Annotated in this window: 9 protein-coding genes; 3 read left to right on the top strand and 6 right to left on the bottom strand. The window is 73.1% G+C overall.

Annotated features, from left to right (window positions below; all coding sequences use genetic code 11):
- Nucleotides 1-10: 10 nt before the first annotated feature.
- On the bottom strand, nucleotides 11-634 hold the full coding sequence (locus ACWDZ7_RS37590; protein WP_451803245.1) for a DUF1579 family protein: 624 nt from the start codon (nucleotides 632-634) through the stop codon (nucleotides 11-13).
- Between the two features lie 696 nt (nucleotides 635-1330).
- Here ACWDZ7_RS37590 and ACWDZ7_RS37585 point away from each other — a divergent pair.
- Nucleotides 1331-3037 carry a 3-hydroxyacyl-CoA dehydrogenase family protein gene (locus tag ACWDZ7_RS37585; RefSeq protein ID WP_451803244.1) on the top strand — a complete coding sequence of 569 codons (1707 nt, stop codon included), beginning with the start codon at nucleotides 1331-1333 and terminating at the stop codon, nucleotides 3035-3037.
- A 123-nt stretch (nucleotides 3038-3160) separates the two neighbouring features.
- On the opposite strand, the gene ACWDZ7_RS37580 is transcribed toward ACWDZ7_RS37585, so the two are convergent.
- Nucleotides 3161-5419, bottom strand: coding sequence for an MMPL family transporter (locus ACWDZ7_RS37580; RefSeq protein WP_451803243.1), 2259 nt, complete (start codon nucleotides 5417-5419; stop codon nucleotides 3161-3163).
- Nucleotides 5420-5543: 124 nt separating this feature from the next.
- On the bottom strand, nucleotides 5544-6602 hold the full coding sequence (locus ACWDZ7_RS37575) for an LLM class flavin-dependent oxidoreductase (protein WP_451803242.1): 1059 nt from the start codon (nucleotides 6600-6602) through the stop codon (nucleotides 5544-5546).
- A gap of 335 nt (nucleotides 6603-6937) precedes the next feature.
- On the opposite strand from ACWDZ7_RS37575, the gene ACWDZ7_RS37570 reads away from it, so the two are divergent.
- Together ACWDZ7_RS37570 and ACWDZ7_RS37565 are read left to right on the top strand one after the other, a co-directional pair.
- Nucleotides 6938-11557: an amino acid adenylation domain-containing protein gene (locus ACWDZ7_RS37570; protein ID WP_451803241.1), complete on the top strand. Its 4620-nt coding sequence runs from the start codon at nucleotides 6938-6940 to the stop codon at nucleotides 11555-11557.
- Nucleotides 11558-11697: 140 nt separating this feature from the next.
- Nucleotides 11698-12396 (top strand): TetR/AcrR family transcriptional regulator, encoded by a 699-nt coding sequence (locus tag ACWDZ7_RS37565; protein WP_451803240.1) that lies wholly within the window; start codon nucleotides 11698-11700, stop codon nucleotides 12394-12396.
- Here ACWDZ7_RS37565 and ACWDZ7_RS37560 read toward each other — a convergent pair.
- The 3 genes from ACWDZ7_RS37560 to ACWDZ7_RS37550 form a co-directional block, all read right to left on the bottom strand.
- Nucleotides 12359-13294 carry an alpha/beta hydrolase gene (locus tag ACWDZ7_RS37560; protein ID WP_451803239.1) on the bottom strand — a complete coding sequence of 312 codons (936 nt, stop codon included), beginning with the start codon at nucleotides 13292-13294 and terminating at the stop codon, nucleotides 12359-12361. The genes ACWDZ7_RS37565 and ACWDZ7_RS37560 overlap by 38 nt on opposite strands.
- Nucleotides 13291-14079: a thioesterase II family protein gene (locus ACWDZ7_RS37555; RefSeq protein WP_451803238.1), complete on the bottom strand. Its 789-nt coding sequence runs from the start codon at nucleotides 14077-14079 to the stop codon at nucleotides 13291-13293. The genes ACWDZ7_RS37560 and ACWDZ7_RS37555 overlap by 4 nt, the downstream gene beginning before the upstream one ends.
- Before the next feature lie 38 nt (nucleotides 14080-14117).
- Nucleotides 14118-16465, bottom strand: a 2348-nt coding sequence (locus tag ACWDZ7_RS37550; RefSeq protein ID WP_451803237.1) for a type I polyketide synthase, incomplete at its 5' end; no start/stop codon positions are given.

Here is a 16465-nt window from a genome sequence, read left to right as displayed (position 1 = left end):
AACGGGCGGACTACCTCTTGCGATGGCAGTCCTGGGTGTCGAGAAGCTCCCATTTCCCGTTCTTCTCGATGTGCTCCTCGATGGTGAAATGGTCCTCGTCGATGCGGGTGATGTCGCTCTTGATGACCACGTGCTGCGCCAACTCGCCGAGCACGAACGAACCGGTGAGGACGAAATGCCCGTCCCGCCATCCCGGGGAGGTCGAGGTGCCCTGCATCCCCGCGTCATCGAAGTAGTACGAGACGAACCTGGTGTCGACCCGGTCCCAGCCGAGCACCCAGCTGCCCCTGACCCTTTCCTTCTTCTGCGGCCGTACGTGCGTCAGATCCAGCTGGTAGTAATGGCCGCCGAGAATGGGGCGGACGCGGGCCGTGAGGATGGAGCCCGTGTTGAACAGGCAGCGCAAGGACCCGAGCAGGAAATCGAGTTCGTGCATGCGCTCGGAAGGCGGCGGTCCGCCGGTCGGCATGGTCCGGGTCGCGGCCCTGGTCGAGGTCGCGCCCAGCAGGACGGCGCCCGCCGCCGTGGCGGCCGCGCCGAACGCCGCACGCCGGCTCCACGCGGGGGAGCCGGCCCGCCACCGCCCCGAGGAGAATCCCCGCGAGGCAAAGAAACGCCTGTTCTCTGCAGCCATCATTCCCGCCCATCCAGAAGTAGACCCGGAAGTTGATATCGGTACAGGTGGCACATCGGAAAAAAGGATCACTGGTCCATGACCGCTTGTGGCGCCATTTCGATCAAGAAAGGGCCATCTGCGGCAGCGGTTCGACCCTAAAGTAGTCAAGGTCCGCAAGCCATGGCGCGCCAAGGTCGCCGACGTCGTTCCAGCCACCGCGTCGGCCGAGGGAATTCCGGCCCTCTTCGGCCGGAGCCCCTTTCGCATAGTGGGAGTCCGCTCCGACAAACCCGCGAGACGTTCGACAGACGGACGCAAACGTCCGAAAATCGGCGTTACGATCCGGGCGCACATGTCCGAAACCCGGCGAAGGTGCGCCAACACCCGCTGGTGGGTGGGGCATTAGAACACTTCGGGCGCCCGGGTCCAGCTCCGCGCCCGTGATGGCCCCTCCCCTGCGCGCCCCCTACCGCCGACGCCGCACGCCACCCCCTAAGCCGCCCCGCCCACTCAGGGGTTGCCCCGTCGGATACCCCTCCTTAGCTTCCGAAGCGTGGCAGAAATCATCAGCGCATTCCATCCGGAAGAGCGCCCGGCCCAGAAATTCTCGGGTCCGCGCCTTATTCCCCGCCCTTGCTGAATATCCGCTGCCACCGCCAACCGCTTCCGCGCCATGAGGGGACCGCACGAATGACGGCAGGAATGACACGGCAGGTGAGTACGGTCGGCGTCGTCGGCCTCGGCGTGGTGGGGGAAGCCCTCCTGGGCATGCTCCTCGACGCGGGCCACGAGGTGATCGGTGTGGACAGCGACGTGAGCGTGCTGGCCCGCGTCCGCAAACGCCTCCCCGCCGCCGAGAGCGCCCTGACGACCGAGACGGCGGCGCTGCGCCGCGCGTCGCTCGTCATCGAGGCGGTGCCCGAGGACGAGCGGGCCAAGCGCACCGCGCTGAGCGCGACAGCCGCGGTCTGCCCTGAGGGCACCGTCCTGGTCACCACCGGTTCCGCGGTGCCGCTCCACCGCCTCGCCACCGCCGTCGGACGTCCCGCCGACACCGTCGGTCTGCGCTTCCTCGCGCCACCCGCGCCCGGGGGCTTCGTGGAACGCACGCGCACCACGCTGACCGCCGCGCCGAGCGTCGAGGCCCTCGACGCCGTGCTGTCGGCGATCGGGCTCTCCCGTACGAGCGTGACCCACCAGGCCGCCGACGACGCCACCGCCGTGGTGTACGGCTACCTCAACCGGGCGGTGCGGCTGCACGAGCGGGACCGGGTGCACCGGGCGGACATCGACACCGCCATGCGGCTGGGCTGCGGACTGCCGCTGGGTCCCTTCCAGTTGCTCGACCGGATCGGCCTCGACAGCGCGGCGGCCGTGCTCGACGACCTCGCCGCCCGCACCGGGGACGCCTCCTTCGCGCCCGCTCCCCTGCTGGGCACGATGATCGCGCGGGACCGCCTGGGCCGGAAGACCGGGCGCGGCTTCTACACCTACGACGAGTCGGGCGCCCCGCTCGACACCGCCCCGGCCCGCCCGGCCGCCGCCCGGCCGCCCGCCGGGGGCACCGCCGCCGTGCGCCGCATCGGTGTGGTGGGTTCGGGCGTGATGGCCCGCGGCATCGCCGAGACCACGGCCGCCGCGGGGTTCCGTACGGCGCTGGTGGCCCGCAGTGACGCCAAGGCCGACGAGGCGCTGGCGGCGGTCGCGGGTTCGCTGACCCGCTCCGTACGGCGCGGCAGGATCCACGCCCGTACGAAGGCGGCGACACTGGAGGCGCTGAGCGTCACCGGGGACTTCAGCGCGCTCGGCGACTGCGACCTCGTGATCGAGGCGGTCGCCGAGGACCTGGCGGTGAAGCGGGAGCTGTTCGCGCGGCTGGGCGCCGTGTGCGCGCCGCACGCGGTCCTCGCCACCACGACGTCCAGCCTGCCGGTGGCCGTGTGCGCCGAGGCATCGGGCGTCGCGGCGCGGGTGATCGGCACGCACTTCTTCAATCCGGCCCCGCTGATGCAGCTGGTGGAGGTGGCCCGGGCCGACACCACCGACGACGCGACCGTGCGGATCGCCGAGGCCGTCTGCGCGCGCCTTGGCAAGACGACCGTGCGGTGCGCGGACCGCACGGGCTTCCTCGTCAACTATCTGCTCTTCCCCTACCTCGGGCACGCCATGAGGCTGCTCGACCGGCCTGGGGCGAGCGCCGACGAGATCGACACGGCCGTGCGCGAGGGCTTCGGCCATCCGCTCGGTCCCTTCGCCCTGCTCGACGCCATCGGTCTGGACGTGTCGCTCGCCATCCAGCGCCGGCTGTACGCGGACTTCGGTGATCCCGCGCAGGAGCCTCCGGCGATCCTGGAGCAGTTGGTGTCGAGCGGGTGGCTCGGCCGCAAGAACGGGCGGGGCTTCGTCACCGCCGTGCGCTGAGAGGACGGAGCCGAGAAGAAGGACAGGCGCGCTGGGAGGAAGGACGTACGCCCGCCCCGACCGGGGGATGGCGGGGGCGGGCGTACGCGTACGGGTCCGCGTCCACGCTGGCCGCGGCGGTGGCTACTCGCGCCGTGCCTCGGGCAGTGGTTCGCGGGGTGCGGCGACGGCGTCGCTCTTCGGCGGCTCGTCGAACCCGCGCAGCCGCTCGCCCTCCACGTCCACGTCGGGCAGCACCTTATCCAGTACGGCGGGCAGCCACCAGCCGGCCCTGCCCAGCAGGGACATGACGGCGGGCACCACCGTCATCCGCATCACGAACGCGTCGAAGAACACGGCCGCGGCCAGGGCGTACCCCACCGCCTGGATCATCGTCGAGTCCGCGAGGACGAAGCCTCCGAAGACGCTCATCATGATGACCGCCGCGGCGGTCACCACCCGGGCGCTCTGCGCGAAGCCGACGACGACGGCGTCCTTGGGCGAGGCCCCGTGGACGTACGCCTCGCGCATCCTGGTCACGAGGAAGACCTGGTAGTCCATGGCGAGGCCGAACACGACGCCGATCAGGAAGATGGGCAGCAGATTGACGATGACGCCCAGGCGGTCCACGCCGAGCACGTCGGTGAGCCAGCCCCACTGGAAGACGGCGACGACCGCGCCGAACGTCGCGCCGACGCTGAGCAGGAAGCCGAGTGCGGCGGTCAGCGGGACGAGGAGCGAGCGGAAGACGATCATCAGCAGGAGGAAGGCCAGGCCCACCACGAGGATGAGGTAGGGCAGCAGGGCGTCCGAGAGCTTCTTCGACATGTCGATGTTGAGGGCGGTCTGCCCGGTGACCGCGACCTGTGCGCCGGTCGCCTCGTGGATCTGCGACTTCTTGTCGCGGATGGCGTCCACCAGGTCGTTGGTGGACTCGCTGGTCGGGCCGCCGGTCGATACGACGGTCAACAGGCCCGTGTCACCCGCCTCGTTCATGACCGCGGGGTTCACCGCGGCCACTCCGTCGAGCCCCTTCACCTGGTCGTAGGTGCGCTGGGACGCCTCCTTGGCGCTCTCGCCCTCGGCGCTCTCGACGGCGACGAGGAGCGGGCCGTTGAAGCCGGGCCCGAAGCCCTCGCTGAGCAGGTCGTATGCCTTGCGCTGGGTGGTGTGCGTGGGGTCGGTGCCCTCGTCCGGCAGACCGAGCCGCATGTCCTGCACGGGCAGGGCGACGACGGCCAGGGCGGCGAGGGTCGCCACGAGGGTCGGGATGGGATGCCGGGTGATCAGGCGGCAGAAGCGCTGCCCGAGCGGCGGGTCGAGCTTCAGCAGGGTGCCCTCGTTCGGCGCCCCTTCGACGCCCGTGCCGGGGGCGTCGCCGCCGGGCCGCGCCACCGCCCGGCGGCCGCGCACGGCGCGCGGGCCCACGAAGCCGAGCACCGCGGGCAGCAGGGTGAGCGCGACGCACACGGTGACGGCCACGGCGAGGGCGGCGGCGACCGCGATCTGGGTGAGCGGCGGCAGCCGCACCACCGAGAGGCCGAGCAGGGCGATGAGCACGGTCAGGCCCGCGAAGACCACGGCCGTTCCCGCGGTGCCGACGGCGCGTCCGGCGGCGTCCTCCAGGCTCCGTCCGGCTCGGGCCTCCTGCCGGTAGCGGAAGATGACGAAGAGGGAGTAGTCGATGGCGAGCGCCAGGCCGATCATCACGGCCAGGACGACGGTGTCCTCGGTCAGGTCGAAGAATCCCGTCGCGGCGTAGACGGCGCACACGCTGATGCCGAGGCCCACGAAGGCGAGCAGCAGCGGCAGGCCGGCGGCGACGACCGAGCCGAGCGCGACCAGCAGGGCCACGGCGGCGACGACGACGCCGATCAGCTCGGCGGCCCCGGTGGCCGACGCCTTGATGGCGTCGCCGCCCGTCTCGACGGTGAGCCCGGCGTCGCGGGCGGGGCCGAGGGCGTCGCGCAGCGCCTCGCGGTCGCCGTCGGTGATGTCACCCGCGGGAACCTTGTAGCTCACCTCGGCGAACGTGATCCGCCCGTCCTTCGAGACCGCCTTGGGCGAGTACTCGACCTTGGCGACCTCGGGCGCGTCGCGCAGCTCGTCGATGGTCTTGTCGATCGCGGACTGCGTGCCGGGCTCCTGGAGCTTCTCCCCGGGGGGCGCGGCGAACACCACGCGGGCGGTGGCGCCGCCGGTGCCGGCCTCCGGGAAGCGTTCCTTGAGCACGTCGTTGGCCTGCTGCGACTCCGTACCGGGGACGCGGAACTCCTCCGACGTCGCGCCCGACAGCGTGACCGCCCCGGCGACGGCGGCGATCAGCAGCCCCAGCCACAGCAGGCCGACGAGCCTGCGCCGCCGGAACGAGAACCGGCCCAGCCGGTAGAGGTAGGTAGACACAGCTCACTCCACACTTCGCTAGTGGGCAGTCAAGTGGGAGGCTACTCTCATAATCGGCTTGCGTTAAGCATCCGGAACGCGGGACCACCACTCTGACGCGATGTCACCCGCCGCCCCAGGACGGTCAGCCGAGCAGCGGCCGGACCTTCTCGGCGAACAGCCGCAGGCTGCGCTCCATGTTGGCGTAGGGCTGGCCGCCGAAGTCGACCTGCCACAGGATCGTGTCCATCCGCAGGGCCTCGCGCATCTCCGTGACACGGCGGGCCGCCGTCTCCGGGGAGCCGATGACGCCGTTGGCGCCCGTACCGCCGCCACCGGCCTCGACCGACTTGGCGAAGACCTGCGCGTAGTTCTGGTAGTCGGGCGAGTCGATGGTGGCCACCGAGGCGGCGGCCTCCTTCCACACCGCGACGTACTCGTCGAGGTGCGGCCGCGCCGCCGCCATGGCCTCCTCGTCGGTGTCGGCGAGGACCAGCGGCACCACCATGCCCACCTGCGGCCTGCGGCCCGAGGCGCCGTGGTGCTTGTCGAACTCCTCGCGGTAGACGTTCAGCAGGGCGTTGACGTGCTGGAAGGTCTCCGGCCGCGGGGACGCCGTCACCAGCAGGTTGTGGCCCTTCTCGCCGGCCCAGCGGAAGCTGCTCTCGGACATCACCGCGCAGACCCAGACCGGCGGGTGCGGGCGCTGGATCACGCCGGGCCACGAAGTGGCGTTGCGGTAGCTGTAGTACGGGGTCTCGTCCGTGACCTCCTTCTCGGTCCACAGGCGTACGACGGAGTCGACCGTGGCGCGGAACCGGGCGACGCTCTCGTCCATGCTGACGCCGAACGCGTCGAACTCGTACGGCAGGAAGGCGCGGGCGAAGCCGACGTCGAGCCGGCCGCCGCTCATCACGTCGACCTGGGCGGTCTCGGCGGCGATCTGCACGGGGTGGTGGAAGGAGGCCTGGATGCCGCCGGTCAGGAGCCGGATGTTCCGGGTCCGCGCGGCCACGGCGGCGAGGAACGCCAGCGGGCTCGGGCAGTAGCCGCCCGCGCTGTGGAGGTAGTGCTCGGTCATCTTGACGTGGGTGTAGCCGAGCTGGTCACCCAGCTCGGCGACGCGCAGCACGTCGGCGAAGTAGTCCTCCGCCGAACGCACCTCCGGGCGGCAGTCGGGCAGCAGCGAGATGCCGAAGTTCATCGGACCCTCCAGGGGGCACGGGGCGTCGGATCGGTGAGCCGCACCTCGGTGGTGCGCGGGCGGACGGCTTCGCCACGTGACGCTAAGCGGGCCCGGCGGCCACGTCAGCCCCCGGGCCACCCCTAGGGAACCGGCCGCACCGCCTAGGGGGGAGCTACGGGTGTGGGCGGCGTCGGCGGCGCCCGGATACTCGGACGGCCGTCACCGGGGACTTACCGGGGACTCACCGGGGACCTAAGGAGCCGCATGAAGCACATCCTCGATGCCGTCCTGGCCGAGTCGACGACGGAGCGGGTGGGTTCGCCCGCCCGCCGGACCGCGTGAGGACCCCCACCATGGCGTATGAACTGCTCAGCGAACTGCACCGCCTTGGCGTACGGCTCCGCCTGTCCGACGGCCGCCTCGACGTGCTCGCCCCCGCGGGCACCCTCACCGACGAGCTGCGCGCGCGGCTGCGCGGGCACCGGGACGAGCTGATCGAGCTGCTGCGCCGGGCCGGTCACGGCGGCGCCCCAGAGGAGATCGTGCCCCGGCCCGGCGAGCGGTACGAGCCGTTCCCGCTGACCGACATCCAGCACGCGTACTGGGTGGGCCGCAACCCGGCGATCGACATGGGCGGCACCGCCACCCACACGTACGCCGAACTGGCCAGTGACGGCCTGGACCTGGACCGGCTCGGCGCGGCGCTGCGCAAGGTCATCGACCGGCACGACATGCTGCGCGCCGTCGTCGAACCGTCCGGCCTGCAGCGCGTCCTGCGCGAGGTGCCGCCGTACGAGATACGGGTGCACGATCTGCGGGAGCTCGACGAGGCCGGCCGCGAGGAACAACTGGCCCTCGTGCGGGGCGAGATGAGCCACCAGGTGCTCCCGGCCGACCAGTGGCCGCTCTTCGACATCCGCGCGAGCCGCCTGGACGGGACGCGGCTGCGGGTGCATCTGAGCCTGGACATGCTGATCATGGACGGGTTCAGTGTGGACCTGTTCTTCCAGGAGTGGCGCCGCTTCTACGAGGACCCCCACTTCTCCCCCGCGCCGCTCGCGCTCTCCTACCGCGACTGCGTCCTGGCGGAGCTGGCGCGGCGCGAGGGCCCGGAGTACGCGCGCGCCAAGGAGTACTGGCTGGACCGACTGGACGAGCTGCCCCCGGCGCCCGAGCTGCCGCTGCGCGCGGCCCGGGCGCCGGGTGCCGGGCCGGTCCCCTTCCGGCGCCGGCACGCCGTGGTGCCCGCCGAGCGCTGGACCGCCGCCAAGGACATCGCGCGGCGCCGGGGTCTGACGCCCTCCGCGGCCCTGGTCACGGCGTTCGGCGAGGTGCTGCGCACCTGGTCCAGGGGGTCGGCCTGCACGCTCAACCTCACGCTGTTCAACCGGCCTCCGCTGCACCCCCAGGTCGACGCCGTCGTCGGTGACTTCACGTCGCTGACCCTGCTCGCGCTCGACGCGGCGCCGGACACGGCCTTCGGCCCCCGCGCCCAGGCCGTGCACCAGCGGCTCACGCGGGACCTGGAGCATCTCGCGTACAGCGGTGTGCAGGTCCTTCGGGAGCGGGCCAGGCGGCGCGGCGGGATGCCGGGCGCGGCGATGCCGGTGGTCTTCACCAGCCTGCTCGGGGCCTCGTCGGAGGACGGGGTGGTGGGCGGTCTGCGCTTCCTCGGCGACGTCGTGCACGGCGTCAGCCAGACGCCGCAGGTCTGGCTCGACCACCAGGTCACCGAGGAGGACGGGGCCCTGCACCTCAACTGGGACGTGGCGGAGGAGCTGTTCCCCGAGGGGATGCTCGACGACATGTTCACCTCGTACGGGGATCTGGTCGGCCGCCTCGCCGACGAGGCGTTCTGGGACGATCCCGACGCGGCGCTCCCCCTGCCCGCGTGGCAGGAGCGCGAGCGCCTGGCCGCCAACTCCACGGCCGCGCAGATCCCGGAACGCACCCTGTGCTCCCTGGTGGAGGACCAGGCCGGGCGCACTCCGGACGCCGTCGCCGTCATCGCCGACGACGGCGGTTACACCTACCGCGAACTGGTCGCCCAGGCCCACCGCCTGGCGCACCGGCTCATCGAACTCGGCTCGCGCACGGATGAGTTGACGGCCGTGGTGATGGGCAAGGGCCGCGAGCAGGTCGCCGCCGTGCTGGGGGTGACGCGCTCCGGCGCCGCGTATCTGCCGATCGACCCGGAGTGGCCGCGGGCCCGCCGCGACCAGCTCCTCGATCGGTGCCGCGTGCGGACCGTGGTCACCACGCCCGCGCTGCGCGACCGCCTCGACTGGCCGGCCGGCGCCCACGTGGTGACGTGCGCCGACGCGCGGGTGCGCGAGGCTCCCGACGGGCCGCCCGCCACCGCTCCGGCGCCCGGCGACCTCGCGTACACCATCTTCACCTCGGGCTCGACCGGGCAGCCCAAGGGCGTGGTGATCGACCACCGGTGCGCGGCGAACACCGTGCAGGACATCAACCAGCGCTTCGGTGTCGGTCCGCGCGACCGGGTCCTCGCGCTCTCCTCGCTCAGCTTCGACCTCTCGGTGTACGACGTCTTCGGCACCCTGGCGGCCGGCGCGGCCGTCGTCGTACCGGCCGCCGCGCACGCCCACGACCCGGGCCACTGGACGGACTTGATGCGACGTCACGGGGTGACGGTGTGGAACTCGGTGCCCGCCCTGATGCAGGCGTGGGTGGACGGCCTCAAGAACGACCCGGACTCGGGCGCCTCGCGGGACGCCTCACGGGACGCCTCGCGGGACGGGGCCGGGCTGCGGCTGGCGCTGCTCAGCGGCGACTGGATCCCGGTGGCGCTGCCCGGTGCCGTCCGCTCGCACTGTCCGGACGCCCGGGTGATCAGCCTGGGCGGGGCCACGGAGGCGTCCATCTGGTCGGTGGCGTACCCGATCGGCGAGGTGCCCGCGGCGTGGACCCGCATCCCGTACGGCAAGCCCCTCGCCAACCAGACGCTCCATGTGTACGACGAGCGGCTGCGCCCCTGCCCGGTGTGGGCCACCGGGGAGATCTGGATCGGCGGCTCCGGGGTGGCCAAGGGGTACTGGGGCGACGAGGAGCGGACCGCCGAGCGGTTCGTACGTCACCCTCGCACCGGTGAACGCCTGTACCGGACCGGTGACTTGGGGCGCTACCTGCCCGGCGGCGACATCGACTTCCTCGGCCGCGAGGACGCGCAGATCAAGCTGAACGGCTACCGGATCGAGCTGGGCGAGGTCGAGGCGGCACTGGCGCGGCAGGAGGGCGTGGCCGAGGCGGTGGCCGCCATCGGCACCAACCCGAGGACGGGCCGCCGCCAGCTCGTCGGCTACGTCGTCCCCACGGCGGACCGCGCCGTGCGGGCCGACGCGCCGGGCGCGGCCGAGCGGCTGCGCCGGACCGCCGAGGAGGCCGGGGCGCGGCTCGGCCGGGAGCTGACGGAGCGCTCCGGGGAGCTGCGGGAGGAGGAGCACACCCTGGCCGTCGCGGACGCGCTGTGCCCCATGGTGATCGCGCGCGCCCTCGCCCGGCTCGGGTTCTTCCGGACGGCGGGTGCGAGCGCCCGCCTGGAGTCCATCGTCGCCTGCGGAATCAAGCCCGTGTACCGGGAGTTGATGGAACGTCAGCTCGCGGAGCTGGTCGCGCGCGGTTGGCTGAGCGCGGCCGACGACGGGACCTACCGCTGCGCCCGCCCCTTCGAGCCGGACGCCCTGGACGAGGAGATCCGCAGGACGCTCGACGGTGTCAGCACCGCGGGGTCCCACGGGGTGCTGCGCGAGTACTTCACCAGCTGCGCCGAGAACCAAGTGGCGCTGCTGCGGGGCGAGGTGAGCCCCCTGGAGTTCCTGATGCCGGACGGCGACTGGCGCGTCACGCGCGCCCTGTACGCGGACAACGCCGTCGCCGGGGTGCAGAACCGCACCACGGCGCAGGCCGTACGGGCCTTCGTCGACGCCTGGCCTGGCGGCCGGCCGGTGCGTGTCCTGGAGGTCGGGGCGGGCACCGGGGCGACGACGGAGTGCGTCCTGCCGGAGCTGCCCCGCGACGGGGTCCGGTACTGCTTCACCGACATCTCCAGCTACTTCACGGCGCGGGCCGCCCGGCGTTTCGGCGCCGCCCACCCCTTCCTCGAACACCGGGTCCTCGACATCGACGGGGACCTCGCCGAGCAGGGCTTCGGGCCGGGCTGCGCGGACGTGGTGATCGCCTCGAACGTGCTGCACGACGCCAAGGACATCGGCGCGACCCTGGAGGGCCTGCGCTCGCTGCTGGCCCCCGGCGGAATGCTGGTGGCGCTGGAGAGCACGGAGAACATGCCGTCGGCGCTCATCACCGTCGCGTACATCGAGGGTCTGGCCCAGGAGCGCGGGGAGGACGAGCGGCTGCCCCTGCTCAGCGTGGCGCAGTGGCGGGCGCACCTCGCGGCGGCGGGCTTCGAGCACGTCACCGCGCTCCCCGGCGAGGAGGCGTCCCCGGGCGTCCTCTATATGCGGGTGCTCCTTGCGGTGGCGCCCGGCGGCGAACCGGCCGCCGTGGACGTGGAGGCGCTGCGCACGGCCGCCGAGGAGACCTTGCCGGAGTACATGGTTCCGCGGCAGCTCATCGTCCTCGACCGGCTGCCGCTGAGCGCCAACGGCAAGGTGGACCGCGGGGCGCTGCCCTCTCCCTGGGAGGAGGCGCCGGGGGCCGAGCGGGTGGCGCCGCGCGGCGCCGTCGAGCGGCGGCTGTTCGAGCTGTGGTGCGAGGCGTTGGGCCGTGACGACTTCGGCGTGGAGGACAACTTCTTCGACCTCGGCGGCGATTCACTCCATGTGGTGACCATGCTGGGGCCGCTGCGCGCGGAGTTCGGGCTGCGCAGCAGCGCGCAGGACATTCTGGAGAAGCTCCTGGAGCGCCCCACGGTCGCCGCGCTGGCCGCGGCGCTGTCCGAGGAGTCGGCGCTGTCCGAGGAGTCGGCGCTGGCCGACGAGGTGGCGGGGTAGCGAGGTCCCGGGGCAGGGAGGCCGTGGCCGGCCGGGAGCTGTCAGGGCGGATGAGGCGCGGGCGGCGCTGGCTATCATGAGCCGGTCGGCAGGGCCCGCGCCTCGTCGAGCCCGTGACCGAGTCGCACCGGAGGTGACGCATGACTTCGCTGCCGAACGGTGGCCGGAAACCGCTCACCGAGACCGCCGCTCCGCCCGCCCCCCGGTCCCCGCGGCCCTCGGGGCTCCGCGAGCGCAAGAAGGCCAGGACGCGCTCGGCGATCCAGCGGGAGGCGCTGCGGCTCTTCCGGACGCGCGGCTACCACGTCACCACGGTCGAGCAGATCGCCGAGGCCGCGGAGGTCGCCCCCAGCACGGTCTTCCGGTACTTCGCGACCAAGGAGGACCTGGTCAGGCTCGACGACGACTACGTCGAGCTCAGGAACGCCTTCCAGGCGCAGCCGCCGGGCCTGAGCCCCACGCAGGCGCTGCGCCGGGCGTTCCGCGCGGTGTTCGCCGGGCAGACGGCTCAGGAGCTGCGGGAGAACCTGGAGCGGGAGATGGTGGTGCTCTCGGTGCCCGAACTGTGGGCGGCGAACTTCACGAACATCACCGGCATCCTGCCCAAACTGGCGGCGCTCCTCGCCGAGCGCACCGACCGGGCGCCGGACGACCCGGAGCTGCGCACCCTCTCGGGAGCGGTGTGCGGTGTGGTCCTCACCGTATGGCTGGACTGGGCGAAGGACCCGTCGCTGGACGGGCCCGCCGCCCTTGACGAGGCCCTGGCGCATCTGGAGGCCGGGCTGCCTGTCGGGCGGGGCGTCATCGAGCCGCCGGACCCGGCGGGTCCGCGGGCCTGAGCGTGGGCCTGAGCGCGCGGCGCACGCACGCGCCGAGGGCGTCGATGGCCTCGGCCGGGCCGCGCGCCAAGGAGCCCCAGCCCAGGTAGCCGTGGTCGAGCCCGGCGCCGTCCAGGAGCGTCGTCGCGACCCCGGCCGCGCTCAGCCGGGCCGCGAACTCCCGTATCTGCGGGCGCAGGAAGTCGAACTCCCCCGTGCCGATCACCGTGGGCGGCAGCCCGCTCAGGTCGGGGGCGAGCAGCGGGGACACCTCCGGGTCGGTGCGGTCGGCGTCGCCCAGGTACAGGTCGAGCATGCCGCGCAGGTCGGCGGAGTGGGCGCCGGTGGGCGGGTCGGGGCGCAGGTCGACGATCGGGTAGGCGAGGAGTTGCAGGGCCAGTGCGGGGGCGGCCGGGTCCCGGTGGCCCACGGCCGGCCGGGTGGTCAGACGCAGGGCCGCCGCGAGGGCGATCTGTCCTCCGCCGCTCTCGGCGGCGATGCCGAGCCGGGCCGCGTCGAGGCCCAGTTCCATGGCGTGCGCGGCCACCCAGCGCACCGCCGCCTCCGCGTCGTCGACGGCGGCGGGGTGGGGGTGCTCGGGCGGGCGCCGGTAGCCCACCGACACGAACGCGACCCGGCAGGCGCGGGTCAGCGCGCGCACGACCGGGTCGTACGACTCGACGCCGCCCAGCGCCCAGCCGCTGCCGTGGAAGAAGACCAGGGCGGGCTGGGGCAGGGCGCCGTCGGGCCGGTAGAGGCGGGCGGGCCGTCCCGCGACGGTGAGGTCGACGGCCTCGTGCACCTCGGGCCGGGGGAGCTTCGCCATCTGCCGGTCGTGCATCGCCCGCAGCTCCGCCACGGTGTGCAGGTCCAGCATCGTGGCGCCCGCGGGCCGGGGGGCGCGCCGCTCCTCCGTCATCGCGCCCCCTCGCGGCTGTTCCGGTCGCGGATGTGCGGGCGCAGGGTGTCGGCGAGAACACCGGCGACGGCGTCGCGGTGCTCCTCGATGAAGAAGTGGCCGCCGGTGAAGGTGCGCAGCGCGAACTCCCCCGAGCCGTGGCCGCGCCAGGCGCGGGCCTCGTCCAGGGTCACCTTCGGGTCGGCGGTGCCGGTGAGCACCGTGACCGGGCAGGTCAGCGGCGGTCCAGGGCGGTAGGTGTACGTCTCGACGGCGCGGTAGTCGCTGCGTACCGCCGGCAGCACGGACGCGAGGAACTCCGCGTCCTCGGTGAGCCGCCGGTCGGTGCCGCCCGCGGCGACCAGCTCCTTGATCAGGCCCGCGTCGTCCTGGAGGTGCGTGGTCTCGTGGCGGTGCCGGGACGGGGCGCGCCGCCCGGAGACGACGAGGTGGGCGGGCCAGAGCCGCGCCCCGCCTTCGCAGCGGCGCGCCACCTCGAAGGCGAGCACGGCTCCCATGCTGTGTCCGTAGAACACGAACGGCCGGTCCAGACAGGGGGCCAGGACCTCGTGGAGGTGGTCGGTGAGGCGGTGGAGGTCGTCGACGCACGGCTCGCGGTGGCGGTCCTGGCGGCCGGGGTACTGGATCACCAGGACGTCGATCTCGGGCGCGAGCGCCGCGGCGAGCGGGTAGTAGTAGGTCGCGCTGCCGCCGGCGTGCGGGAAGCAGACGAGCCGCGGCGCGTCGGTGGCGGCCGGTCGGCAGCGCCTCACCCAGAGGTCGGCATCGGTGTGCAGGCCTGACATCGTCTCCCTTTCGCGGTGTCGTCCCGGCGCCTCGGAGGTCAGGCGTCGTCGATGATGGCGAACAGTTCGTCGTCGGTGGCGGCCATGACGGCCCGGTCGCTGCTGTCGTCCGCGTCGGCGGCGGCAGGTGCGTCGACCGTCGTGACGGGGTCCGTGCGGCCCGGCGACGCGGTGCCGGTGATCCGCTCCCGCAGGGAACGGGCGAGCGCCCCCGGTGTGGGGTGGTCGAAGACCAGCGTGGCGGGCAGCCGCAGCCCGGTCACGGAGTTGAGGCGGTTGCGCAGTTCGACGCCGGTGAGGGAGTCCAGGCCGATCTCCCGGAAGGGCCGGTCGGGCTGGATGTTGTCCGGGTCGTGGCCGAGGACGGCGGTGATGCCTTCGCGTACGACGTCCAGGAGCACCCGTTCGCACTGGCCGGACGTCAACCCGTCGAGCCGGGAGGCCAGTTCGGGCGTACCGCTGTCCGCGGCGGGTCCGCTCACGGCCGTCGCCGCGTCCCTCACCTCCGGCAGGTCGCGGACGAGGGGGCGGGGCCGGGAGACGCTGAACGCGGTGAAGCGTTCCCAGTCGATGTCGGCGATGGCGACGAGAGTGTCGCCGAGGTCCAGGGCCCGGCCCATCGCGGCCGTCGCCTCGCGGGGGTCCATGAGCTGGACGCCGCCCAGCCGCAGCCAGGCGTCGAGGGTGTCGTTGTTCATGCCGCCCCCGGCCCACGCGCCCCAGGCCACCGAGGTCGCGGGCAGCCCCTGGGAGGCGCGGAACTCGGCGAGTCCGTCGAGGTAGGCGTTGGCCGCCGCGTAGTTGGCGAGGCCGACGGTGGGGAGGATGTTGCCGCAGGAGGAGAAGAGGACGAAGGCGGTCAGGTCCTGGTCCGCGGTGAGTTCGTGGAGGTGCAGCGCGGCCTGGGCCTTGGCGCGCAGCACGGAGTCGAGTTGGGGCACGGTCATGGCGGCGAGCGGGCCGTCGTCCACGACGCCCGCGGTGTGGAAGACGGCGGTCAGCGGGCACTCCCGGGGGATGCGTGCCAGCACTCCGGCGAGGGCTTCGCGGTCGGCGACGTCGCATGCCTCGACCACCACGTCCGCCGGTCCCAATGTGCCCGACCCCGCCGTTCCTGATGTTCCTGATGTTCCTGATGTTCCTGACGGTCCCGACCGGGCGAGTTCGTCGAGCAGTTCGCTCGCGCCCGGCGCGTCCTTGCCACGCCTGCTCGCCAGCACGACCCGCTCCACGCCCGCGTCCACCAGCCACCGGGCCACGTGGGAGCCGAGGCCGCCGGTGCCGCCCGTCACCAGCACGGTGCCGCCCTTGTACCAGCCGCCCCCGGCCGTCCCGGCCGTCGGGCCGTCCGGCAGCGGGGCGCGGGAGAGCCGCCGGACCCAGGTCTCCTGGCCGCGCAGGGCGATCTGGTCCTCGTCCCCGAGCGCGCCGGACAGCACGGCACGGAGCCCGGCGCGTACGTCACTTCGTACGTCATCACGCACGTCACCACGCACGTCCACCTGGCCGCCCCACCGCTCGGGCTGCTCCACCGCGATGGACTGGCCGAGGCCCCACAGATGTGCCTGGGTGGGGTGGGTGACGGGGTCGTCGCCGCCCACGGACACCGCGCCGCCGGTCACGCACCAGAGCCGTCCGGCGACACCCGCGTCGTCGAGTGCCTGGGCGAGGACGACCGTACCGGCCACCGAGGCGGGGACGGCTGGCGCTTCTTCGCAGGGTGCCTCGTCGAGGGCGAGCAGAGAGACGATGCCGGCGACGTCGTCCACCTCGCCCAAGTCGGCTCGTACTTCACGCAGTTGCTCGGCCATCTCCTCGCGGTCGGCCCAGCGGGCGTCGACCACGACTTCCCGCACCACGGCTCCGCCCTCGCCCAGGGCCGCCAGGCACTGCGTCACCTCGTCGGCGTCCAGACACTGGGCGGGGATCACGACCAGCCACGCCCCTGCCGGTCCCGTCACAGCGTGCGGTGGGGTCACCCGGCGCCAGCCCACGTGGTAGCGCCAGGCCGAGGCCGGGTCGGCCACGGGGTGCGGAGCCTTGCGTTCCAGCCAGTAGTGGCGGCGCTGGAAGGCGTACGTAGGAAGGTCGACCCGGGTGTTCGTCGACGGGCACAGGGCGTCCAGGTCCACGTCGACACCGGCGGCGTAGGCGCGCATGAGGGAGTGCAGGGCGCGGCGGGGCCCGCCGTCGTCGCGGCGGAGCGTGCCGAGGACGGCAGGGTCCACGCCCATGTCCTCGGCGGTCTCTTCCAGGCCGAGGGTGAGGATCGGGTGGGGGCTGCATTCGATGAAGGCGGTGTGTCCGAGGTCGAGGAGGGTGCGGGTGGCCTGCTCGAACTCCACCGTCTCCCGCAGATTCCGATACCAGTACTCCCCGCCCAACT

The organism is Streptomyces sp. NPDC003032 (assembly GCF_053591415.1).
This window is presented reverse-complemented; position numbering and strand designations above follow the sequence as displayed.